Origin of the sequence: Enterococcus sp. AZ071 (genome assembly GCF_050499065.1) — a bacterium.
Taxonomy (GTDB): Bacteria; Bacillota; Bacilli; order Lactobacillales; family Enterococcaceae; genus Enterococcus_A; species Enterococcus_A ferrettii.
The window spans coordinates 548,056-570,220 of sequence record NZ_JBIPAS010000002.1; the positions used below are offsets into that span (position 1 = coordinate 548,056).

The 22,165-nt window shown below is 36.7% G+C and carries 24 protein-coding genes and 1 tRNA gene; 8 read left to right on the forward strand and 17 right to left on the reverse strand.

What is annotated here, in order from left to right; genetic code table 11:
* The first annotated feature begins 391 nt into the window (after positions 1 to 391).
* The 3 genes from IGI49_RS21155 to IGI49_RS21165 all read left to right on the forward strand — a co-directional run bounded on the left by IGI49_RS21155 (position 392) and on the right by IGI49_RS21165 (position 1,610).
* Positions 392 to 841 carry a hypothetical protein gene (locus IGI49_RS21155; RefSeq protein ID WP_429965613.1) on the forward strand — a complete coding sequence of 150 codons (450 nt, stop codon included), beginning with the start codon at positions 392 to 394 and terminating at the stop codon, positions 839 to 841.
* Between the two features lie 110 nt (positions 842 to 951).
* A complete protein-coding gene (locus IGI49_RS21160) occupies positions 952 to 1,311 on the forward strand; it encodes a VOC family protein (protein WP_429965612.1) in 360 nt (119 codons plus the stop codon).
* Positions 1,312 to 1,322: 11 nt separating this feature from the next.
* Positions 1,323 to 1,610 (forward strand): putative quinol monooxygenase, encoded by a 288-nt coding sequence (locus tag IGI49_RS21165; protein ID WP_207702747.1) that lies wholly within the window; start codon positions 1,323 to 1,325, stop codon positions 1,608 to 1,610.
* Between the two features lie 139 nt (positions 1,611 to 1,749).
* Here the strand turns inward: IGI49_RS21165 and IGI49_RS21170 are convergent, their stop codons facing one another.
* From IGI49_RS21170 to IGI49_RS21225, 12 genes are all read right to left on the reverse strand, one after another.
* Positions 1,750 to 2,124 carry a transcriptional regulator gene (locus IGI49_RS21170; protein WP_429965611.1) on the reverse strand — a complete coding sequence of 125 codons (375 nt, stop codon included), beginning with the start codon at positions 2,122 to 2,124 and terminating at the stop codon, positions 1,750 to 1,752.
* 123 nt (positions 2,125 to 2,247) lie between these two features.
* Positions 2,248 to 2,652 (reverse strand): phage holin family protein, encoded by a 405-nt coding sequence (locus IGI49_RS21175; RefSeq protein ID WP_207702745.1) that lies wholly within the window; start codon positions 2,650 to 2,652, stop codon positions 2,248 to 2,250.
* A 52-nt stretch (positions 2,653 to 2,704) separates the two neighbouring features.
* On the reverse strand, positions 2,705 to 4,507 hold the full coding sequence (locus IGI49_RS21180; RefSeq protein WP_429965610.1) for a hypothetical protein: 1,803 nt from the start codon (positions 4,505 to 4,507) through the stop codon (positions 2,705 to 2,707).
* A gap of 58 nt (positions 4,508 to 4,565) precedes the next feature.
* Complete coding sequence (locus tag IGI49_RS21185; protein ID WP_429965609.1) at positions 4,566 to 6,599, reverse strand: phage tail spike protein; 2,034 nt, start codon at positions 6,597 to 6,599, stop codon at positions 4,566 to 4,568.
* Positions 6,600 to 6,611: 12 nt separating this feature from the next.
* The gene (locus tag IGI49_RS21190; RefSeq protein ID WP_429965608.1) at positions 6,612 to 7,544 is read right to left on the reverse strand and encodes a distal tail protein Dit; all 933 of its coding nucleotides are present in this window, start codon (positions 7,542 to 7,544) and stop codon (positions 6,612 to 6,614) included.
* Positions 7,545 to 7,547: 3 nt separating this feature from the next.
* On the reverse strand, positions 7,548 to 9,512 hold the full coding sequence (locus IGI49_RS21195) for a phage tail protein (RefSeq protein WP_429965607.1): 1,965 nt from the start codon (positions 9,510 to 9,512) through the stop codon (positions 7,548 to 7,550).
* A complete protein-coding gene (locus IGI49_RS21200; RefSeq protein ID WP_429965606.1) occupies positions 9,513 to 9,776 on the reverse strand; it encodes a hypothetical protein in 264 nt (87 codons plus the stop codon).
* 89 nt (positions 9,777 to 9,865) lie between these two features.
* The gene (locus IGI49_RS21205) at positions 9,866 to 10,213 is read right to left on the reverse strand and encodes a tail assembly chaperone (protein ID WP_429965605.1); all 348 of its coding nucleotides are present in this window, start codon (positions 10,211 to 10,213) and stop codon (positions 9,866 to 9,868) included.
* A gap of 24 nt (positions 10,214 to 10,237) precedes the next feature.
* Positions 10,238 to 10,750 (reverse strand): phage major tail protein, TP901-1 family, encoded by a 513-nt coding sequence (locus IGI49_RS21210; protein ID WP_429965604.1) that lies wholly within the window; start codon positions 10,748 to 10,750, stop codon positions 10,238 to 10,240.
* Between the two features lie 3 nt (positions 10,751 to 10,753).
* Entirely contained in the window at positions 10,754 to 11,143 is a 390-nt protein-coding gene (locus tag IGI49_RS21215; protein ID WP_429965603.1) for a hypothetical protein, read from the reverse strand.
* Between the two features lie 203 nt (positions 11,144 to 11,346).
* Positions 11,347 to 11,772 (reverse strand): transcriptional regulator, encoded by a 426-nt coding sequence (locus tag IGI49_RS21220; RefSeq protein WP_429965602.1) that lies wholly within the window; start codon positions 11,770 to 11,772, stop codon positions 11,347 to 11,349.
* A 58-nt stretch (positions 11,773 to 11,830) separates the two neighbouring features.
* On the reverse strand, positions 11,831 to 12,193 hold the full coding sequence (locus tag IGI49_RS21225) for a transcriptional regulator (RefSeq protein ID WP_429965600.1): 363 nt from the start codon (positions 12,191 to 12,193) through the stop codon (positions 11,831 to 11,833).
* 194 nt (positions 12,194 to 12,387) lie between these two features.
* Here IGI49_RS21225 and IGI49_RS21230 point away from each other — a divergent pair, with 194 nt between their 5' ends.
* The 3 genes from IGI49_RS21230 to IGI49_RS21240 are packed head-to-tail and all read left to right on the forward strand — an operon-like array spanning position 12,388 to position 13,863.
* Complete coding sequence (locus IGI49_RS21230) at positions 12,388 to 12,753, forward strand: helix-turn-helix domain-containing protein (protein ID WP_429965599.1); 366 nt, start codon at positions 12,388 to 12,390, stop codon at positions 12,751 to 12,753.
* Positions 12,754 to 12,757: 4 nt separating this feature from the next.
* Complete coding sequence (locus IGI49_RS21235; RefSeq protein ID WP_207702734.1) at positions 12,758 to 13,441, forward strand: ImmA/IrrE family metallo-endopeptidase; 684 nt, start codon at positions 12,758 to 12,760, stop codon at positions 13,439 to 13,441.
* A gap of 41 nt (positions 13,442 to 13,482) precedes the next feature.
* Complete coding sequence (locus IGI49_RS21240) at positions 13,483 to 13,863, forward strand: PH domain-containing protein (RefSeq protein ID WP_429965598.1); 381 nt, start codon at positions 13,483 to 13,485, stop codon at positions 13,861 to 13,863.
* 85 nt (positions 13,864 to 13,948) lie between these two features.
* Here the strand turns inward: IGI49_RS21240 and IGI49_RS21245 are convergent, their stop codons facing one another.
* The 4 genes from IGI49_RS21245 to IGI49_RS21260 form a co-directional block, all read right to left on the reverse strand.
* On the reverse strand, positions 13,949 to 14,503 hold the full coding sequence (locus tag IGI49_RS21245; protein WP_429965597.1) for a hypothetical protein: 555 nt from the start codon (positions 14,501 to 14,503) through the stop codon (positions 13,949 to 13,951).
* Positions 14,485 to 15,213 carry a peptidoglycan amidohydrolase family protein gene (locus IGI49_RS21250; RefSeq protein WP_429965596.1) on the reverse strand — a complete coding sequence of 243 codons (729 nt, stop codon included), beginning with the start codon at positions 15,211 to 15,213 and terminating at the stop codon, positions 14,485 to 14,487. Before IGI49_RS21250 ends, IGI49_RS21245 begins: the two co-directional genes overlap by 19 nt.
* 278 nt (positions 15,214 to 15,491) lie before the next feature.
* Entirely contained in the window at positions 15,492 to 16,214 is a 723-nt protein-coding gene (locus IGI49_RS21255; protein WP_429965595.1) for an ABC transporter ATP-binding protein, read from the reverse strand.
* Positions 16,214 to 18,664, reverse strand: a complete 2,451-nt coding sequence (locus IGI49_RS21260) for a hypothetical protein (RefSeq protein ID WP_429965594.1) — start codon at positions 18,662 to 18,664, stop codon at positions 16,214 to 16,216. Before IGI49_RS21260 ends, IGI49_RS21255 begins: the two co-directional genes overlap by 1 nt.
* A 274-nt stretch (positions 18,665 to 18,938) precedes the next feature.
* On the opposite strand from IGI49_RS21260, the gene IGI49_RS21265 reads away from it, so the two are divergent.
* Positions 18,939 to 19,088 (forward strand): hypothetical protein, encoded by a 150-nt coding sequence (locus tag IGI49_RS21265; RefSeq protein ID WP_207702730.1) that lies wholly within the window; start codon positions 18,939 to 18,941, stop codon positions 19,086 to 19,088.
* Between the two features lie 693 nt (positions 19,089 to 19,781).
* Positions 19,782 to 19,878, forward strand: a tRNA-Sec gene (locus IGI49_RS21270).
* A gap of 118 nt (positions 19,879 to 19,996) precedes the next feature.
* Here the strand turns inward: IGI49_RS21270 and IGI49_RS21275 are convergent.
* Positions 19,997 to 22,057, reverse strand: a complete 2,061-nt coding sequence (locus IGI49_RS21275; protein ID WP_207702729.1) for an LTA synthase family protein — start codon at positions 22,055 to 22,057, stop codon at positions 19,997 to 19,999.
* Positions 22,058 to 22,165 lie beyond the last annotated feature (108 nt).

Sequence of the window (22,165 nt, forward strand, 5' to 3'; positions counted from 1 at the left end):
TTTTACAGTTCCTTTTTTCATTAAAGGAACGTATCTCAGACCGACTTACTCTAATAGGAAAAAAATCGGTTTGATGATCTTTTTCGTCTGAATGGCAGAGTATGTTTTTCTGAATTATAGATCTAATTTATTTTATCATGTTTTTGAAAGTTGGATTTTTCGTCCCTGCAAATCTTTTGAAAAATGTCAGCGGTATGATTTTAAAAAGAAATTTTTTTATCCATTTATTTAAAGATAGGAAGAATTAGTAGCTATTCTTTTCTGTAAGACAACCATAGAAATCTAAGAAATAGTATGAACATTTTTGTCATCTTAGCGTTAAAATTGTCACTTTCAGTAATTTTTGAAAACGTTCTCTTTTTTTGCTAAAATTATTGAAAGGAGGTTTCTTATGAAAAAGTTGTTTGTGGGAATGTGGGGTATCCTAATGTGTCTCACGCTATCCGCTTGTGGAAAGTCGGTCACGGTGAACGACCTGAAAGCCCATGATTGGGTAATGGAAACACACGAGCAAGAGGAAGATATAAAATTTATTGCATCCTTTAATGACAAGGAAATGGTTCTTACTATCGACACTCCAGAAACACCCACTGATGCATCTAACGAGTGGGAACAAGCTGGGGAAGAATTAGGTAAGGAACTGATTGAAAATATGGCGTTCCACGTAGCCTGTCAATTAGAAGAAGAAACAATCCATCTAAAAAATGAAGAATTAGAATTAGATAATGATTACCGGGTGAAATTAGATGGAGAAAATGTGGTCTTCACTTCAGAAGAGCCCCAGGAAACGGAGACCATCACTCTGATTCCATTAGAAAAGACGAGTAACACGAACAAATAATAACGTATGTATTTTTTCTGTCAAAAACTAGTAAACATCCTGATTTGCTCTCCATAAATGCTTAATATTTGCTATACTATTTTTAATCAATAAAGAAGGAAGGTTCTTGTATGATCGATCATTTGAGTTTAGGCGTTTCAGATTTGAGCAAAAGCAAAACTTTTTACCAGAAAACTTTAAAACCATTAGGTTACGAAGTAAAAGTAGAAATGGAAAACGGTGTTTGCTTTGGTGCTAAAGATGGTGGCGATCTTTGGATTGTTAAAAGTGAACCTAGCAAAACCCATGTTGCTTTCAGTGCAAATACTCGTGAATATGTTGACGCTTTTTACCAAGCAGCTTTGAATGCTGGTGGTGAAACCAACGGAGCTCCAGGTCTTCGTCCCCACTATCATGAAAATTACTATGGTGCTTTTGTGATTGATCCAGATGGTTACAATATTGAAGCTGTTTGCCATAAAAAAGCTTAAAGGAGAAAATAATGATTATTATTAATGTATTACTAAAAGTAAAAGAAGAAAAAAGAGAAGAATTTTTGGTGTTTGTAGAAGATTTAGTCAACAAATCTCGGCAAGATGAAGGTGCACTGTTCTATGATTGCCTAGAAAGTCTGGATAACAGAAATCAATTCATGATTATTGAAAATTGGCGTGATCAGGCGGCCATTGATAAACATAATGCTACAGATCATTTAAAAAAATTCTTAGCAGAAATCGATCCATATTTATCAGCAGATAAAGAACTTAAAAAGGTTGAGTATCAAGGATAAAAAAGACTGATATACTTAAGAAGGAATTCAATGATGATGTGCTCATTATTGAATTCCTTTTTTTAAATTTTTTGGAGCATTGTAACGTACATTTTAAACGATAATGCCATTGATCCTTGAACTCAAAAACTCAAACCGATCACCAACCCAATCGAACAGCTATTTCTTGAAGAAATTCATTGTCGTACCTTTTAATTGTGGACCCACTTAAATAGACATCACTAGCTACTACAGCATTATCTTTACTTGGATAACCGTTTAGATACTTCGATTCGAAAATAGTAGTTATTTGATCTGGTGAATTTGATAAAGTTTCTTCGACTATTGTCAAAAACATTTTATGAAAAACCAATTGATTAATATTCCACTGAGTATTTAAATCATGCGAAACAGGATAGTCCCAAAATACATTTTTTTGATCCAATGTAACATCTGAAATATTCCTCAATACTTTTTTGATTGTTTTGATATCCCATAGAATATTACGTATATGCGTTCTAGTTGCTTTGTTCATAGTATTCTCCTTAGCGAAAAATATCCTGATAATGAAGCAGTCTAAAAATTAAATTTTTTATCCTAATTTTGACCCGTCTCATCATTCAGGATAGTTTAATCCTTTCATTCAATCGGGCTTCTCTTAGCCCCTTTTTTCTTCTTTATCTCTAATTTGTTGAAAAACTTCTCGCAGCTTTTCCGGTAGAGGAATAAACTCGGAAATATTCTCAAGAAATGAAATTCCTTCATTTGCTAAATAGAACATAATAACGATTTCCCGTAAAGGAATCGTATTTCCTAAAATTTTTTCAACCTCAACAGAAACAGCTACTACTGCAAATAGTAATACTTTTTTGATTAAACCTACAAAGCCAATTTCACTGTTGATTGTTTTCAATTTCCAAGCTTTAATCAGTCCAGTGACATAATCAAGTACCACTAAAAAGATTAGTGCATGTAAAATAGCATCCATCCCTCCAAGATAATTTACGAAGAATCCACCAATCAAACCGATAATGATAGATAGTTCGTTTAAATATTTTTCCATGTGTTCACCTCGATTCAAAACTAAAGTATTTCTCAGTTGACTGTTTAAATTATTAATACGCAGATTTTGGATTTTCTGGAGGCGCCCCTCTATACAAGAGAGCTCCTGTTACTAAAATTTTTTTAATTCCATCATTTGATGTTTTAATAAAGAAAACATGAGGCTTCTCAAAGCCATTAAATGTACAATCAGCCACTAACTGGAATGATTCAAAGCCTGCCCCGCCATAATAGTTAGGCCGAACATTATAACCCAAAATAGTAATTACGCTTTTCATATTACTAGGTACTTGTAATGCAGGGTATTTCCCGGATCCTAGTTGTACAGCATTACCCGTTTTCCAAACGCCAGCATTTTCCAATGATGCACTTGACCATCCCAGCCAAATTTCTCCACCTAAATAGATTTTCCCATTTGTTTGGAAGGCGTTTTGAGCATCTGGACTGTTATTTTCAGTATAAGGAATCGCCATATCAACATTTTTAAAAGAGGGCATCTTTGTATAATTTTTCTTTCCATTAACATCTTGATTCCCTTCTAGCATTACAGATTGAGCCTCAATGGTGTCCTTCACATTCTTCGGAGTCATCACCTTATTATTAACTGTTCCTAACAAAGCTTCCGCATCTGTAGCAGCTCCGTAATTAGGTACATTTCCTAATCCAACCTGATTCTTTGTCACAACATGGGGGTTATTTGTGTCATCAGTATGCTGCTTCAATTGATTAGTAACCTCTGCTGATTTGGCAAAACCGCTTGATTCTAAAACATCTAATGGATTCAAGGAGACGACAATCTGAACACCAACATAATCAATATCAATGTTTGAAGAGGTTACACCATTAGAACTATCCGAATAAACAAGTACATTGATTTTTCCTTTAGAATCAATAAAATTGCGATCATTAATTTCTGTTGTGAAATCATTATATTCTTGTGCTGCACTTTGCAACTGGGTAGAATAACTGTCAGTTGATTCCAAATAGATTGCAGCCTTCAGATTTTTATTGTTAGGTGAAGTTGCTTTCCCCCGCAGTGCTAGCGTAAATGAAACAAAGTTGTTTTTTATCAGCTGAATACTTTCCTCTACACTTTTTCCACTAAATACTGTTGGTGCAATCTGTTCAATGGCTTTTACTACATCAAATTTAAATAGTTGCTGCGGAATTACGCCATTTTGCGTTGAGCCTGTTGATAATCCTGAATCATCTCGAGCTACTATTTTGTTGTAAGCATCCTGATTTACTTCGTTCCAAGCTGCTGCAGGCTTTTTCAACGTGGCAGCCGTATAATCTGAATAACCTTGATGAGGATTCGTTGCTAGATTCCCAGCTGTTTTACTTGAAAAATCCATCATCTTAGGGGTATTTACTGAACCTGAAAACATTTTGATCGCATCCGCGGTAGTCAGACGGTTGCCGAAATCTCTGGTTAATCTTGCTTGTAAGGTTGGTTGCTTAATTCCTTCTGTATCGGTACGAGCTTGGACAATTTCAGGATTGCTGTCGCCAGATTCGGCAACAAGTTCGTCAAACTCATTTCTTAGCGTATCAAACTCTTGCTTATTTTGATTGGCTGTACCTACCGCACGATTGGCTGTTTCTACCGCTGTTTTTGAATCAGCGACTGCTTGATCTGCCTTTACATTTGCCTCTGCTCCGGCATTTTGAGCGATTTGTTTGGCATCATCTCCGGCATCGGCTGCAATTTGTTTGGCATCTCTGATTCCTTGCTCTAAGGTTCTTGAATAGTCGTCAACCTTTTGAGCTGACTGATTGGACTGGTCCATGATTTCGTTAATCTTTTGCCGCCCTTGATTAAGGGTATCGGTCTCTTTAATATGTTCAATTGCCATATGTTTTTCCTCCTTTAAGCTGCTTCACTTTAGCAGCTCAATTCAATTTGTAACTTCACTAAAACTGTCCGCCGATTTGACTTTGAATAAATACCCGACAAGTAATTTGCGCTTCTATTCTCGCTAATTTATTGGGTCTAATCTCGATTGTATGATTGCCCCGTAGAATTTTCCCATTGCTTTTTTTCAAACTTCCTACAATATCCAATCGATTTTCATCTAATTTATGGCTATCTTTTAGTAGTTCTCCATCCACATAAATATCTACCTTGCTGGCATTCTCATTGGCTTCATAAATTCCTAGTTGTAATGGATGTGTGTGATTTGGCAGATTTATCTTATGTTTATGTGCCGGTAAATCCACTTGATGATTATGTGCCGGAATCGTCACATTATGAGCGTGGGCGGGAATTGTAACGCTGTGGGTATGCCCAGCTTTATCAAACCTGAAATTATGGGCGTGACTTGGTAAATCCACACTGTGTGAATGATTTCCAGAAGAGCTCGCAGTATAAATGTCTTTAACTGAGCCGCTTCCACCAACAAAAAGACTATTGCCATTGGAAGCATTATAAACATTCGCTGTCTCATCATCCTTCCACTTATGGTTGACAGTATTACCACCTCGAAGCACCAAATGATTATGATCACCAGCAGGACTAGTATTGGTCGTTCCTCCACCACTTTGACCAGTTATTTCGTTTATATGGATATCCCCATCAGAACTGGTTGTCGAATTTCCTCCACCACCGTTAGAAGCAGCTACCGTTATTGCTCGATTGTTTTTACTGCTAATCGTTTTTGCACCGCCATCTTCACTGTTGATAGGTTTCGCTCCTCCATCACGAACAGCTTTCGTATACCCACGATATTTTTTGGTTTTATAGGTTAATTCCACCGTATTGATATGAAATACATCCTCATCTAAATAAAAATCAATTTTCGCTGGAAAGTTGTATTCACAATTATCCTGATAAGAGTAGCTCAATATATTTGTTGCCCCTTGGGAATAAGTTTCATTGATCTGCTGCTTCCGACTCAAATCAGAAACGGTGGTTGTGATGTCTCCGCTTAGATTGCCAAGCTCTAATTCAATATCCTGCGGAGCGCCAAATACATCATTTTTCCTTTCTTTTTTGATTCGCAAATCAATACTGCCAAAATCATTGGTATTAATCATTACGGTATTGCCCAATCTTAATTGATCAATTGCTAACGGCTGATCGGTTAGCTTCATCAGATCAGTCGCTCGAATAGTCCATGAAATTTTAGGTTCCAGCCATTTTTTTAATAGGCTTTCGGCACTGTCTTTTAACGACTGAGCCTGGGTAAAACGAGTATCTGTCCAAACATATTCAATTAATCCATGCTTCTCGATACTTTCTTTGTTTTCAATATAATAAATTCCATTGTTGACAGAAGAAATATTTAATTGGTTGACACCTTCACCCGAACCCAGAGGATAAATGCGATTGACTAAATTATTGGGATCTCTTTCAATTTCAAAGCCTTGCATGTTGTAGCCTTCTTGAATCCGAGCCACAGCGGATGTCTTAGGCTTAACCAAAGAGAGTTCAAACGGATATGTTTGTGTATTCCACTCCCACAAATACTCTTCATCAAAGACCTCTGGAATTGAAAACAGCGCATCTGCTAACCCATTCTCATTTTCCCAAGAGTAGGAAAAGTACTTCGTAAAGTCGCACTTTTTCAATACCCAATGTTTTGTCTTTTGTTTAGCTAAAATGAACTTGATCGCATCCGCTGTTTTTCTGTTTATACACTCGTGATAACCAAAGAGGACTGTATCTAGTAATGTGCACAACGCATGGGTAGCCGTATAGGTAATCGTATTTTGCGAGGCATCTTTTCGAATCGTTGAAGGCATGATCCGATACAAGCCAATATATTCATTCTCATTATCCACTAGCTCTACCCACAACATTTCTTGTAAAAACTTATTTTTAGGTTCATCCAGCGGCATGGAAAACTCGATGCTTCCAATCTGATTTTCAATTTTTTCATAACTAACATTAAATGCATTCTCAAGGATCGCTGTATACTCTCGCTTGAGATTCATTGCCATAAGCATATGCTCAGCCTCCTATAAGAATCGATTTGGATAGCGTATAGTTAGGCGGAAATCACTATCCTTTGCTTGGATGTACAATGGTTCGTTAGGATAAATATAAAAATCATTCATTGGTCGAATCATTGGTTGTCCATTTCTAGTAATATTAAAAAATTTGGTATCAATGACAACATCTGAACGGTCAAAGTCACCTAAATCAACGGTGTCATTCCTAGTCTTAATCCAAACGCCTCGCCCAGTTCCTGATAAAGTAATGGTAGGTTTTACCTTCAATCCCTCAACGGTTGGATAAATTTCAATTGGTTTAATTTCTTTGCCTTCATCTCCCATTGTGTAGGCCCGATTTTGAAAAGTGATCATAGTGGATCCCCAGTAAGCTCCACCTTCAATCTTAATCGGCATATTTACAGCTCCAGATCCAGTATTTCCCATTAAATAATTTGCTTGGAAAGTAATAGTCTGAGAACCCCACATTACGCTTGTAGCATCTGAACGAGTATATTTATAAGGATCACTTAGTAAAATAGTAAAAGTGCCAATTACTTGATTTCCTCCTTCGGGCACCTCACCGACGTCCAATTTACTTCCTGACCAACGCATCTCTGGCTCATCATTGAACCAAATGTCTACATCTTTCTCCGAAAACAAAGCTACATTCAGCCGATTGAATTTATCCCGAAAAGATTCATTGTTTGACGTCGTCAGCTGATACTTGATTGTCAGTACACGATCCGGAATTCTGGCATACACATGTCGTTTTCCGTCACGAATTCCTAATTGATAGCTTTCAACTTCTGTCGCTGCCAGTTCCCGTCCGGTTACATTTAATGTTCGATATCCGGGAATCAGTTTTTCGAGAAAGTTCCCATTAAAATTCAACGCCTCAGAAGGAAGAGGTCGTTCCTTTTGCGTTGCTGTTGTATCAATAAATTCATATAAGCTCAAAGATTATCCTCTCCTTCCTAATTGACTGTTCCTGCGGTCCTGGTGTTTTTGAAGCAGCTTAGGCATAAAGGGTGCGGTTGTTTCAGCAATAATCCTTCCATCTGGCAACGTGACATAAATTGGTTGATCATTGCCGATAATAATTGGTTGATTCATAGATTCCGCAGAAAAACTAGCCCCAATACTTCCCATACTTTGATTCATCGCATAGTCCATCGATTGCATATCGGGAATAGCCGCCTGAGCTAACTGTTCAGAAGTTTTCTCAACATTAGAAATCATGCTGTCCATTCCTAATACAAACCCCTGACCAGTATATTCACCAATCCTTTTAAATACTCGAGACGGTGATTTTATTCTTAGAAATTCTTTAACCTTATCAACAGCCGAAGAAGCTAATTCACCTGCTTTTCGAACAACACTATCAATCATTGAGCCAATGCCCTCAATAAATCCACGCACTAAATCTTTGCCAGCCGCAATCATATTCGGCCCAGCCTCTAAAATTTTAGAAAGTAACTTCGACGCAATTTCCATCGCTTTCTCTCCTACTGCTGGAATTTTTTCAGCAATTGATTGGATAAATCCCTGGATCAGCTGAACTCCTGAGTCGATAACTTGGGGCAGCTTGTCGATTAGTCCTTGAATCAATGAACCAACAATCTCGCCCCCTTTATTCACAACATCTGCCAACTTTTCGCCAATAGTACTTAAAAATTGATAAATAATGCTTGCAGCTACTGGAATCAGCTGTACGACTGTTTTAGCAATTGCGGTAATCAATGTGCCTAAAATTTCAACCCCCTTAGAAAAAATTGTCGGTAAATATTCCGTAATAGCGCCAAGAAAAGCAGTTAGAACATTAGCAATGGTCTCGACAATTCTTCCAGTGTTTTCACTAATCCCTTGTACAATCGCCAGCAGCAGATTCAAACCCTGAATCATTAATTGAGGTGCTGCGCTAATCAAGCTGATTGCCAAAGTTTCAATCATCTGCAAGGCAGCTGGAATTAATTGCGGTAAAGCCGCAATCACCCCTTCGATTAGAGAACTAATAATTGCCACCGCTCCATTAAATATGGGTTCGATGTTGGCAGTAATAGCTTCCATTAGCGACGTTAAAATTTGCGCCCCCGAAGCGATCAAGGCTGGTAAAGCTGTCGTTATGTTAGTCACTAAGCTATTAATGATCTCTGGTCCCTTCGTAGCAATCATCGTAATCATACTGGAGATCTGCTCGCCAAATTGCTGATTGGCTAAACCTAAACCAGCTAAAACGACACCTAAAATTGCTCCTGGGCCTAATACTTTTAGCGCTAGACCAAACACATTGGTTAAACCACCAAGCATGCCGTTTACAATACCTTGAATTGTTTCAAATGCACCTTTCGATTTTTCAACCTCATCCTTCAACTGCACTGCTGGATTTGCGCCACCGCTTTTTTTCTCTCCGCTGCTTGAGGAAGAACATTTACAGCCTGAATTATCCTGGCCATCCGACTTAGCATTATCTTCTTTTTTACTTCCTAATAAGCCAGTTATTTTTCCTACTGACGAATCAACTACGCCGTTAAATTTACTTAAGGCTTTTTCTACTGGTGTAACAATGGCTTTTACATTACTCATTAATTCTAGAAATTTAGAAATACCGCTATTTTCACCTAGGGTTTCAAACGCTCGATTGACTTGATCTACACCGTTTAAAATCTTTTGCCAAGCCTTTGATAACTCATCAACACTTGAATTAACCGATTTCCCTAGGCTGTTTATGGCTTTACCAGAATTTTCCAATTCGTTTGCCGATGCACTAGAGCGCCCTGAGATTTTTCCAGTTGCTGCATCGGCTAAATTAGAAGCCATTCGTAAAATCCCTCGCACTGGCTCGCTTTCTTCTTTCGCTGCTTCTGTTCGTTGAAATAAACTATTCATATTAGAAAGTGTAATTTCAAAATTATACATGTCATCCATCTATTTCCCTCCTTTCGCATTATAATTTGCAATAAAGTCCTGCAACTGATCCTTATCAGCTTCCTTCACCGACACCTCTTCAGTTGCTCGTTTAATTGCCTTTTTATAATCAAAAAACTTATCAAAACGCGTATAAATGGGTTTCCCTTTTTTCGTTGCTTGGGCCATGGCATTAGCCCAAGCCTGTGAATGAATCATATATTGTTCATCCACCTGCTGCAGACGAAAGGCCTTCATTCTTAGTTCATATTCCACAATCGTCATTCGCTCAATATCTTTAAAATGGAAGAAGTTCAGACAACGCAAGGCGTTGATTTGAACTTCCTCATAGTAATCGCGAAATGATCGTGGTTTTACAGAGCTCCTTGAGCTTCCTGCAACGTTTGATTGACTAGGCGTTTTGTATACTCCGACTTTTTTAATTCTTCGATCACATCATTAATAAGTTTTTCAGCACCAACGTTATTTAAGTACTGATCCAATAAATCCAGCGTGATTTTAGGCTTTTCTGTCTCATTTGCCATAAGAAGTGCTTCAAATGCTGTTTGCATATCACCCAACATAAGATTAGTAATGATGGTACCAATCCCTAGTCTCAGTTCAATGCCGTTTTTATCTAACGAGTATTTTTCGTTAATTCTTGCTAAAAAACCGTACCCAAATTTAAAATGATAGTTTTTTTCATTTACCGTAATATCCACAAAAAGATCCTCCTAAGTGTTTGATTATGGTGCTGCTTCAACTTTTACTGTGTCCTTAAATGCGTAGTCGCCGCCGTCACTATCATCAATTACTAATGTTGCATACCCATTTTTTCCGGTCGATTCAATTGACCATTCTAATGAATATTCCACTTTATCTTCGGCATTATCTGTTGGTTCAAAGGTTGTAAGATAGCCTTCAAAATACTTTGCTTTATATTTAGAAACATTTTCACCAGTACCCGCTTCTTTGGTGCTAATCCGCCATAATTGCATCCGTTTTCCAGCATCAATTCCTTTCTCTTCCAATTCATCAATTCGTGTATCTCCTACTTTGTATAACGTAGTGGCTGATGCAGTCGTTTCAACAGCTCCTGGTGTAACAACTGTGCCATCTTTTGTGATCGTCGTTTCACTGCTTTTTGATTTTGAATAGCCGCTTTCTGTTGTGTAAGCCAATCCCCAAGCTGCCTCGTTTCCTTCTTCCTCTGTAAAGCGATAGCGCCACAATACATCGATTCCGTCTAATGCTGCCATATTCTATTCCTCCATTTTCTTTTTTTCTAAAGGTAATTTGTTGCTGATTAACAGACCGAGCTGATTTTTTAAGTCATCGATCATGGTAGTTAAAGCTTCCAATGCAAGCTCATGAGATTGGTCTGTTAATAGCAGCTGTTCTGTAAAACTGTATTGAAATTCTTGCCAAATTCTTTCTGATTGCCTCATAAAAAGTTGTTGGCGATAGTGCAACTCCAACCTTGAAAGCTGCTCTTCCTGTTTTTGCTTTTCTTGAGTCAGCTCTTTTTGTTGGTTCTCAAGTTGTTGAATATAAAGCTGTGTTTCTGCTAAACGTTGGCGAAATGCATTTTTTCTTGCTTGTTCTTTACCCACTCGTTTTTGCAGCTTTTCAATAATTCTTTCTGATTCCAAATGATTAGTCCTCCTACTCCCTCTGCAGCGGTTTACTTGTAACTAATTATTTTCAGATACGCACATTTTTGGTCATTGGGAGACCCCCACGTGTTTTATTTAACGTCCACAACCTCCGGAAACGGACCATTCTGTTGTTTAGAATTGTTGCGCTATTTGACATTACCAATTTAACGTATGTAATTGGTAGAAAGATATAAACGTTATTCTACTCTTACCAAAATTCCTCGCTCAATCGCTAATTTTTCTAAAATACGATAACGTTTCTTATAAATTCCAGCAGTAGAAAAGTAAGTTGCTTTAGCTATTTCAGGCCAACTCAAATAGTTGAATTCTCCCCATAAATAGATATCCACCAGCTCTTTTAGATCTTCACTTAATTGGTTATATACCTTCGTAATATCTTCATACAAAGCTGCATAATACCTGTAGCTTCTATTTCTCTCCTTTAGAAATAGAGCTCCTAATTCTTCCTCTGGGTGGGACATAGAACTTTTCATCCATATATTTACATCATTAGGATGCCATTCATCAGCTATTAGTGCCTCTGCCATTTTACTAGGTAACCTTTTATAAGAACGAAAATCCTCTTCTAAATTTGCTAATTTTGCTTTACTTAATTCTGCCATATTAACTCCTCCTTTTAATCTCTTTTCGAACATATGTTCTTTTTTAGTTAAAAAAAATTTAAATTCCCAATTTCTCCAGTAAGTTAGCAAAAAACTGATCCCGCAAACGTGTTACCTGTCGTGCACTTAAATAGACTTGATCTGCTACACTAGATAAATTGCAATTTTTGTATGGATTCATATACAGCTCTTTAATGATTATGCGAACTTCAGGAGAAGCAGTTGCTAAGGTCTCCTGAATTATTCTATGGTTTCTTTCTAAATTTCTCAGCCTCCTATCTGAAGAAATAGTTATGAGTAATCGGTCGTCAGTGTTCGGCCACTGAAGAGAAATTTCACCCTCCTTTTCCTTAATATACTCTTTCAAGTTAGGATAATCAGAAAGAATTCCTTTCAAATAATCTTTTTTCCATTTTTCCACGTGCGTAACTCCTTTCGCCAATTTTCTCATCACTTCTTTACTTAAATAGACAAATATTCTACAATAGAGAAGACGAATAGATCAGATTGGCCCTTTTTTCCGTTTCCTATACAACTATTGTATACATATATTCTGCACAATGCAACCATGTCGATTTTTTGTCTATGTTTTTTTTAGAAAGAAAGGTTATTCTCATGAATCTATACGAAAAAATAAAAATATTAGCAAATGAACAAGATATTTCCATTCGTCAATTGGAAGAACAATTGAATTTTGGCAATGGCGTAATCAATCGATGGCGAAAAAACAAACCTGGGATTGATAAAATTGAAAAAGTTGCTGATTATTTTGATGTCTCTCTCGATTATTTGTTAGACCGAGCCGCAAGTGTCAACGATACTGATGCTCCAGACAATCATTCAATTGCCAGGCAAATTATGCTTCGTTCGGATACCTCCGATCTCTCTGAAGAAGATGCAGAAGATATTGAAAAAGAAGTTGAGCGTTTCTTGAATTGGCGTCTGCAGGAAATCAAACGAGAACGTACAGAAAAGGATTGATTGTATGTCAGGCGAATTAGAGGAATATGTTCAATTTTCTACAAAAATTAACGAGTACCTTTCAGCCACAATGTTAGGGTTAGAAATGAATGTTGAAAACTATAATCACGAAGCAGTTTGGCAGTGTATAATGGGTGAAAGTATAAAAATCCGCGGTTTTTATTTCGAAGGCAAAGCACGTCAAACGCTCTCCGGAATGATCGTTAAAGATGCGCATGAAACTACCATTACTTACAATAAGCATATGAACCAAAACCGAATTAACTTTACAATTTCACACGAATTAATTCACTACCTTTATCATTTAAATAGAGAAACTCCTTACCATTATGATACAAAGCAAACTTTGAATACGTATGATTATAAATCGCTCATTGAATTTCAAGCCAATATCGGAGCTGCGGCAATTCTTTTACCTGACCCAGTATTTATCAATGTATTAAAACAAGGGAAGAAACCAGCCGACATTTCAAAAGAATTTGGTATTTCCGAAACAGCTTTAAAGCTGCGTTTAATTCAGACAATGCAAGCTGAATTTAGCGCCTCCTATGAAGCTGCCAGCAAAACTAGCTTTAAAATACTAAATCAATTCGGCCATACTGGGCAAACTTTGATGAAGGATCTGGGAACCAATCTCGAAAGAAAAATTATCGATACAAATCCTTTTTATGAGGCTTTGTGTATCTAGATAATATTTTATTAACGAACGAATAGAAAAGAGGAACAATTATGGGATTATTTGATGGCCTGATGGGCAATGCTTCTGAAGTTAAACAAACAAAAGCAGACAAAGAATTAGAAAATGTATTAATACCCAATGAAACAGTTGATTTAGCTTTTGTGTTAGTCAGAGATTTAATCGTTTTTACAGATTATCGATTAGTTATTGTCGATAAACAGGGAATGACTGGAAAAAAAGTTGAATACAAAAGTTATCCTTACAAAAGTATCTCACGCTTCAGTGTTGAAACTTCTGGACACTTTGATTTAGATGCTGAACTAAAAATTTGGGTTTCTAGTGCCCTGGAACCAGCAGAAGTACTACAGTTTAGAAAAGACAAAAATATTATAAAGGTCCAACAAGCGTTAGCTGCAGCGGTAATGAAATAACCAAAGAAGCGAAAAGTTCGTTCACTTTTCGCTTCTTTGGTACTTCTAGTACTTCTAGTTACTTAATTACATCCCAATCGTAAGCCTATGCTTGCCAGCCAGAGGCTGCATTAGAATAAATCAGCAATTGATTTGCTTGGCGCTCTTTCACTAAGAAAGTTCGGGTTGTTTTGTTTTCAATATTGATTGCATCTCCATTTGCCCAGTGAGTTGCTTGAGCACGAAGTTTTACTAAAGCCCCTCGAGTGATTTGATTTTTAGGTGCTGGGCTTACTTGGCTACTATTTACCCAACCAAAAACTTCTGGATTTGATGCCGAGGCCATTCTAGTTCCTTCAGCATTTCCACCAGTAACTTTATATACTGAGTCATATTCTGAAAGACTAATTTTGACGTTGGTGGATACTGCTTTGTACGCGTTCCATCGGGTCGTATTTTTGTTCATAGCAACATATCGCTCAGTAGCACCAGCAGGGATAATCTTATGCTTCCGCTCTAACAAACAATCCCAGTCATAAGCCCATACCTCCCAACCATTTGCCGCATCTGAATATAAAAGCAACTGGTTGTCTTTTCGATCTTTAACAATAAAAGATCGGGTTGTCTTATTTTCAATATTAATTACATCTCCTTGGCCCAATGACTTGCCGCAGCGCTCAGTTTAACAACCTCATTCGAACTAATTGTATTTGATCTGAATAGCATCAAATCTTTTTCTAAAACATTCCCTCCCCAAGCATCATCTAATGTTCGAATGTAAAGAGAACCATCATTATTGATTTTCGATACATTATACCCTCGCATCATATCATCATAGTTAATCGAGTTACCTCCATGCCATTTCGTAGCACTATTAGAAAAGTGTACCTTTTGGCCTACTTTAAATTTAGAAGTTGGAACAGGTGGTGGTGTGGGTGTACTGTTTTTCAACCGATAATAATAAACAGGTAAGCCGCTGTAATCACCCATCCAACCTTGAGCAGGGGTTGTTACAATTCCATTTTTCCCATAAGCAGGAGCTAAAGTACAATGAATGATTGTCTGATTATCTAAAAAGACCCCCGTATGACCACCAGATCCGCCAGATCCGCCCTTAACACCGGAGACAAAAAGATCTCCTTTACGAACTTCGCCTCTTCCAATCGACTGCAATACACTACCTTCTAATCGATACAAGCTGTCCGTATTACCTACCGCTGTTCCAGATGGCAGAAATCCTGCCTCCATTAATGCGAAATAAACGGAAGAACTGCAGTCATAACTATTCGGTCCCATTCTGTTAGTCATGGAATAGGTAACCTTTCCTTCTCTTGCCTTAAACCAATTAATTACTCCTTCAATACTTGCCATAAAAATCAATCCTTTCTCTTGTTTCTATTTTAGAAGTGGCCACCTCCTCATATAAATGTACACGAACTTATGTTCTGGTTGTGGACAAAAAAAAGACATCTTGATTTTTTTGATAATCTAAAAAATGCTATCTCCTACTTAGATGGACTACTGGCGCATGAATAAATAATAAGATGATCCGAACTATAAAAAATGATCTCGTCATTTAAGAATGTTCATCTCGTAGAGTTCGGATATTTTTATCGGCATTTTACTTCTATCATCATTCCTTTGAGAGGTTACACTTCAACCATTTTTTCAGCAATTTCCCACTCCGTTATTTTTCCAGCTGTTTTCATTCGGTCATAAATTTTACCATCCTTCAAGAAGATCACACTCTTCGCGCTATTGGCAACTTTATTATCATGAGTGATCATTAGAATAGTTACACCCATTGCTTCATTGATGCGCTTAAAAATAGCTAAAACTTCCGCACCTGCATTGCTGTCGAGATTACCCGTCGGTTCATCAGCTAAAATAATTCTTGGTTGATTAACCAGGGCTCGACAAATAGCTGTTCGCTGCTTTTCTCCTACTGATAAGGTTTGAGGGAGTTTATCCAACAAAGGTTCGATTCTCAAGGTATCAATCAAGGGTTTTAATTGCTGCTCTATTTCGTTGAGATTGCGTTTATCTAAAATAGCCGGCAGCAGAATATTCTCCCGTACCGTAATACTCTCCATCAATTGGAAATCTTGGAAAACAAATCCTAATTTACGGCGCCGAATATCCGATAATTCATCTGGATACAACTCCTGTGTATCTTTCCCCTCAAAGAAAACTTTTCCAGAGGTGGGTGAATTAACCATGCCCAATATTTTTAGTAACGTAGTTTTACCGCAACCTGAACGGCCCATAATACTCACATAATCGCCTTGATCAAGCTGTAAATCGATCCCCTTTAGCACATGTTGTTCCCCGTAACTTTTGAAAACATTCTTAGCTGTAATAATTGCTGTCATCAGATCACCCACTTTATAATTTGATTTCCGCACCAGCGATAACCGCAATACCAAATAAAAATGTACCCGATAATTGCTGATAAAAAGTGACTCCAGAATTCCTGACGTTCTACTTGATTAAAAAATCGTAAGCCAAACATTGTAAAAATAAACCCCATACTTGTACCTACAGCTAATACAATTGGTAATAGAAGAAATAATCGTAGTTGACGATTCACCAATTTTCGCCGATCTCTTTCACGAATGCCTAATAAGCCAAGTAGATTTTGCCGGTCCGTCCAGACATTTTTTTCACTAACATATTTATTTAAAAGTAAACTAAAGCACAGCAGCTGACTGATAATAACTAAAAAGATTAAAACCATCATTTCCAGTTTATTTTCAGTAACAACATTTTGCTTTCGTTGCCCTCTCGCATAAAATGGCTGAATCGACTCGTCCCAGCGACGTTCATCAGCATACTTTTCAGACAAAAACGCTAATTCTTTGACCATAGTCTCTTCGTCAGCTGTACGAATCAAAACCAACTGTCGAGCGAAATTGGGCTGTTCTTTTACGGCTTGTTGAAAATCTTTATTTGATAAAACAATTAGATTTTCTTGCAATCCTCGTTGAAACATTCCGGTTAAAATAGACCGTTCCTCGCTTTGAATCTGACGTATAGGAAATAGATTATCGACATTTGCTGTGTCATACTCTTCCAAAGGTTGGCCAATTCGCAAACGTGGCAACGAGCTTCCTGGATCCCAGTCAATCGGTTGCGCTTGAATACTGATAGTCTGTTGGTAAACTACATGCCAGAATCCCTTTGCTAAGTGCAGTGGTTGTTCATTCATTCCAATTTTCTTCCGTAATAGTTGATAGGTATCCTCTGATATCCCTACATGCTGCCCTTGGATAATCATCACCGGACGTTGTGTACCATACATTTCCGGTTCAGGATCCCCATCGACCGAAGTAATGGGTAACATCGGAAATATGTTCATTTCAGCATTTTGTTCTTCACTAATTTTCTTCAGTTGAAGAACATCTTCAGCTTTGACTTTTGCCATAATAGTGTAGGGAAAAATAGTTGCTTCTTCTGTCATTTGATACGTAATGATTCTAGGAATCAAAATGCCCATACAAAACACTTGCAATAGAATCAAAAGCACAACTAAACTAACACTCTTACGAAATTGATAGAAAAAATCAGTAAAATTCAAAAATTGTTCATAATAGCTGTGGCTGTGTTTCAATAGCTGCTGTCCAAGAGCTGCTCCACCATATACTATACCAAGTAACCCAATCGCTAATGGAGCAAAGATAAAGTATGTTTCTGAAGATTTTCGGCGGCTAAACCATAAAAAGGTAATGACTAGAGAAACTATCCCTACACTTAACCAAATAATTGGATATTTGACATTTCCTTTACGTACATCGACCGATTCTTTATGCTTAAACTGTAAAAGACGCAAAATTTGTTCTTGATGAAAAGCCAATGTTAAAACCGAAAACATCAATTGAATCAGTATCGCTATCACAAAAACTAACCAATCTACTCTAACTATTGGCAGCAACAAAAAAGTACCAAAAACTACAGCTAAGCTAATATTTAAAAGATATTCTCTAATAAGCATCCACAAATAGGTCTTTCGTCGAATACCCAAAAGAATCCAAAGTCCATTATTAGCTGTTCTAAAAGACAAATAAACCCCGGTAACATAAGTTAAAAAAATCAATAATAATAGACCCAATATCCCACCAGACTCAATGAATATCCGTAATAAGCCAGTTTTATTAAAGATACTCTCCTGACTATGAAGCACCGAGAATGAACGATAAAAAACCAATAGTAAAACAACAGAAGTATATGACACTAGATTGCCTACAACCAATATGACGGAATCTTGACGATAAAACAGCCAATTTTTTCGAATGATTTTTTTTAGCAGTTTAGGGTATGTACCTTTAAAGTCTAATCTCTCCTTTTTGTCTTCTTTCATAGTGAGCTTAGCAGCCTTAGTCTCAGCATATTCTCGATCTCGCTCTGGTTTTCCGTCAAGATAACGTGACAGCATAAACTCAATAAATGCCAATCCTGGAACGAATAGCAGCGCAATATTTACTTGAAAGAACTGCAAATAAGCGACCCCGATCATCAGGAAAAATAAACTAACATTTTTCATTTTTGGTAATAGCATATTTCTGTAGTCAAATGTTAATCCAACAGCTTCTGCAAAACTAAAAATAATTAGCAACAGCAGTAAGCCACTTCCAACCATTGCTTGTGTCCCAGAAGCAAAGTTGTGTTGCCAAAATGCAAAAAAATCATGATTAAATAAGCTCGTAAACCAAGCTCCAAAAACTGTATATTTCTTTTCAATTCCTTGGACAAAAGGGAATGCGATCCCTAAAATAATTAGGATATATCCAAAAACGATGGAAATTTTATCTATTGGCTTTTTCATTATTTTTCCTCTTCCATTCACAAATTAATAATAACGCTTTCAATAAAAGCTTAACATGCTAATACATAAAAACAACCATGATTTTTTAGTTTTACAAATTATTTACTCAAACTTCATTTATTCAAAACAGATACTCTATACAATAAAAGGTGAAGGGAATCCTCTTCAAAACAACGTAGTAGTCAACTATTCCCATTTATGCTACAATTGTAGATGGAATTTCGTTATCAGCGTAATAGTTGCCTTTCGTTAGTACAAAGAAAGGAGAATGAATATGACATTCTATAACAAAGAATTAACTTATCGAGTAACTTTGGATACTGAATTGAATCTTTTCATCGTTTTTAATGAAGAGGATGCAAATCAATTTGCTACCGGTGTTACTATCGAACAAGCAGTACAAGAATTGAAAAAAATCGCATAAGGAGTGCAATTCTCAAATGAACGGTTCCAGTTCTCTGTAAAGGCATCTACTAGAAGTCAATAGTAGATGCCTTTTGTTTTGTCTTTTTATCAATATTTGCCATGTTTTTTTACTTTGAATACTGTTCTGCTAACGCTACAATTTACTTGTTGATTGTGCATCCTAATCGGTTTTTTCTATTTCCCCTTTTGCAAAAGATATGAATAAATTAACCTATATATCCTTTCAAAGAACGAGTTTGGGGAGAAAAAAGAACGTACGAAGGATCTATATTTCTCCAATTCTTAATAAGTGTTAAATTCTGACTATTGTGCTTCGCAGCTTCCATAAAAACATGATATAATAAATTAATACGAAAAATATTTTTATGCGACACTTTAACTCATTTTGATGAAATTTAATCAATCTGGCGTAACTATAGGGTTACAAGGATGTATTAGAAGGATTTGGGAATACATCGTTTAAACGAGAAATAGTTAATTTTTAGTAATAGTCTACACCCTCAACTTTAGAATATGAATATTGATTAGTTAGATAGCCTTCTCTTTTTTGAGAAGGCTATCGTTCATTTTGCTGATATATTGAGCACTGTCGCTTTTAAAAGTATCTTCCCATTAATTTAGTAAGTAATCTGCCTTTTGTTATAAAAACGGTTGATTGAGCTGCCAAAGAATGATAAAATTATCTTGTTTCGGGAGTGGATGGGTTCTGGTGTGCCCTCTGGTCTTCAAAACCAGTATGAGGAGTTAGTAGCTTCTTGGGTGGGTTCGATTCCCACACATTCCCGCCAATAATGCTTAGCCAAGCTGATCACTAGTGATTGGCTTTTTTATTTTATCAAAATAAGAGAACAGGCAAAAGTTTAAAGTGTATCGTTCACTATAAACTTTTGCCTGTTCTCATACTCATTATTCAGCTGGATATAAATTAGCAGTGGTCTGATTCCCGTTTTGGGAATAGACACTTGTTGATTTTTGACCTTTTTCTTTTTCAACTGCTGCATTTTTATCATCTAAATTATGATAATCATATTTCTTAGCCTCCACAGGAGTAAATCCCTGTGGTGTATAAAAACGCAGTAAATTTTCTTGATTTAGCTTATCAGATAAGGATAAAGCAGTCTTCACCTGCTTTTGATCCTTATCCACTTGATCAGCAATTCCTACCGCTGTGGGATCAACTACTTGACCTGTTTGATTGTCATAAGTTTGTCCGCCTAGTTCCGTGTATTGCGGAGTAACAAAATCGCCATTTCTAAAGGCAACTACTTGATTATGCTGTGGTGAAAAAAGATCCGTTCCAAAATGAATATAGCTTTTATCATCAATACCTACTAAATGCAACAACGTTGGCAATACATCAATTTCGCCACCATATTGATGCTGCACCCCACCATTTTCGAAACCTGGTATATGAAACATCAAAGGTACCCGTTGCATTTGAGCATTATCAAAGTTACTCCATGTGCTTGGATCTTTTCCTAACGCTTGTGCCAAATCTTTATTATTCGTATCAGAAATACCAAAATGATCACCATAAATCATAAAAATAGAATTCTGATAAATCCCTGCATTTTTTAAATACGTGAAGAACTGTTGCAGTGATTCATCCAAGTAATGAGCCGTTCGCACATAATCATCTACAACACTATCACCAGTATTCAATGAAGGGAAATTGAAATTTTTGTCATCAGTATAATAAGGTGTATGATTCGTTACCGTTAAGAATTTAGCATAAAAAGGCTGTTGTAAATGTTCTAAATGCCCTGCTGATTCTCTCAGCATATCCTTATCTAAAATTCCATAACCCAAACTTTCATCTGATTGATTGAAGTAAGAACGGTCAAAAAAGTTTTCATAACCTAAATTCTTATACACATGGTCTCGATTCCAAAAGCTACCAACGTTTCCATGGAAAACAGCACTGGTGTATCCTGCTGATTGATTTAAAATGGCTGGAGCACCTTGAAAGACATTGTCTGAACCCAACTGGGTAAATAGCGACCCTTGCGGCAAACCAAACGTACCCGTTTCCAGCATATTTTCTGCATCACTCGTCTTGCCTTGACCTACTTCATGGAAAAAATTATCAAAGCCTAAGGTTTGCTTGTCACTATAAAGACTATTTAAAAAAGGTGTTACCTCCTGACCATCAACCTTCATTCCAATTAAAAATTGTTGGAAACTTTCCAAGTGAATAACAATCACATTCTTACCCTTAGCCACCCCAAATAAATTTGGATCAGCTGCAGCATAGTGACTGTCCGTGTATTTTTTTACTTCATCTAGACCATTACTAGAAGCATGCGCTCTTACACTATTGGCCATTTCAGTAGTGATTCCATCATATACCGTAAAAGCATCTAATCCTAAATATTTTACAATGTAGGAACGATCAAAGGTTCGCTGCAATAATTGAGGACGATTTGCTTCGCTTAAGGATAAATTTACTGTGAAAAACAAAACAGACAATGCTGTCATAGCAATAGCAGCCGGCTTTTTAACTGACGGACTAACCAACGGTATTTTCTTAATGAACAGCCATAATAAAATTCCTAGAAACGCTAAAATATCCAACCAATAAAAAATATCATGTCCGTTCATTAAAGCAAATGAGCTTCCTGAAATACCATCCGAAACCTTCGAAAAACCTAAAACTGACTTAACTGTAACGAAATCCGTAAACTCTCGATAAAAAATAATGTTCAAATATAAAATCAGAGTATTCAATACATCCAAGACAAACAAAGTGATTAATGCTGGTTTAATTTTTTTAACGTAAAGAAAAATCCCAAAAATTAGAGTGGTTGTTGCAACCGGATTAATCCACAAAATCATCGTTTGAATGGTTCCCTTGACTCCTAACGAAAAATCTAAGTAATAAGCTAGCATTGTTTTAGCCCAAAATAAGAGACCGACAACCAGTAAAATTACCCAGCGATTGGTAATTACTCGTCTAATTCGGTTCATCAAAACCACTTCTTTCTACTATTAAACTCTCCTCCATACACTATAGACCTTTTGATAAAAGAACGGGTCCTTCTGATAAATTATTTAGGATTTTTACAGTTTATTCTA

What these genes read in the sequence shown, in the direction of transcription:
- IGI49_RS21155 (WP_429965613.1), top strand. Translation starts at nt 392, where the DNA reads ATGAAAAAGTTGTTTGTGGGAATGTGGGGTATCCTAATGTGTCTCACG.
- IGI49_RS21160 (WP_429965612.1), top strand. Translation starts at nt 952, where the DNA reads ATGATCGATCATTTGAGTTTAGGCGTTTCAGATTTGAGCAAAAGCAAA.
- IGI49_RS21165 (WP_207702747.1), top strand. Translation starts at nt 1,323, where the DNA reads ATGATTATTATTAATGTATTACTAAAAGTAAAAGAAGAAAAAAGAGAA.
- IGI49_RS21170 (WP_429965611.1), bottom strand. Translation starts at nt 2,124, where the DNA reads ATGAACAAAGCAACTAGAACGCATATACGTAATATTCTATGGGATATC.
- IGI49_RS21175 (WP_207702745.1), bottom strand. Translation starts at nt 2,652, where the DNA reads ATGGAAAAATATTTAAACGAACTATCTATCATTATCGGTTTGATTGGT.
- IGI49_RS21180 (WP_429965610.1), bottom strand. Translation starts at nt 4,507, where the DNA reads ATGGCAATTGAACATATTAAAGAGACCGATACCCTTAATCAAGGGCGG.
- IGI49_RS21185 (WP_429965609.1), bottom strand. Translation starts at nt 6,599, where the DNA reads ATGCTTATGGCAATGAATCTCAAGCGAGAGTATACAGCGATCCTTGAG.
- IGI49_RS21195 (WP_429965607.1), bottom strand. Translation starts at nt 9,512, where the DNA reads ATGGATGACATGTATAATTTTGAAATTACACTTTCTAATATGAATAGT.
- IGI49_RS21200 (WP_429965606.1), bottom strand. Translation starts at nt 9,776, where the DNA reads ATGACGATTGTGGAATATGAACTAAGAATGAAGGCCTTTCGTCTGCAG.
- IGI49_RS21210 (WP_429965604.1), bottom strand. Translation starts at nt 10,750, where the DNA reads ATGGCAGCATTAGACGGAATCGATGTATTGTGGCGCTATCGCTTTACA.
- IGI49_RS21220 (WP_429965602.1), bottom strand. Translation starts at nt 11,772, where the DNA reads ATGGCAGAATTAAGTAAAGCAAAATTAGCAAATTTAGAAGAGGATTTT.
- IGI49_RS21230 (WP_429965599.1), top strand. Translation starts at nt 12,388, where the DNA reads ATGAATCTATACGAAAAAATAAAAATATTAGCAAATGAACAAGATATT.
- IGI49_RS21235 (WP_207702734.1), top strand. Translation starts at nt 12,758, where the DNA reads ATGTCAGGCGAATTAGAGGAATATGTTCAATTTTCTACAAAAATTAAC.
- IGI49_RS21240 (WP_429965598.1), top strand. Translation starts at nt 13,483, where the DNA reads ATGGGATTATTTGATGGCCTGATGGGCAATGCTTCTGAAGTTAAACAA.
- IGI49_RS21250 (WP_429965596.1), bottom strand. Translation starts at nt 15,213, where the DNA reads ATGGCAAGTATTGAAGGAGTAATTAATTGGTTTAAGGCAAGAGAAGGA.
- IGI49_RS21255 (WP_429965595.1), bottom strand. Translation starts at nt 16,214, where the DNA reads ATGACAGCAATTATTACAGCTAAGAATGTTTTCAAAAGTTACGGGGAA.
- IGI49_RS21260 (WP_429965594.1), bottom strand. Translation starts at nt 18,664, where the DNA reads ATGAAAAAGCCAATAGATAAAATTTCCATCGTTTTTGGATATATCCTA.
- IGI49_RS21265 (WP_207702730.1), top strand. Translation starts at nt 18,939, where the DNA reads ATGACATTCTATAACAAAGAATTAACTTATCGAGTAACTTTGGATACT.
- IGI49_RS21275 (WP_207702729.1), bottom strand. Translation starts at nt 22,057, where the DNA reads ATGAACCGAATTAGACGAGTAATTACCAATCGCTGGGTAATTTTACTG.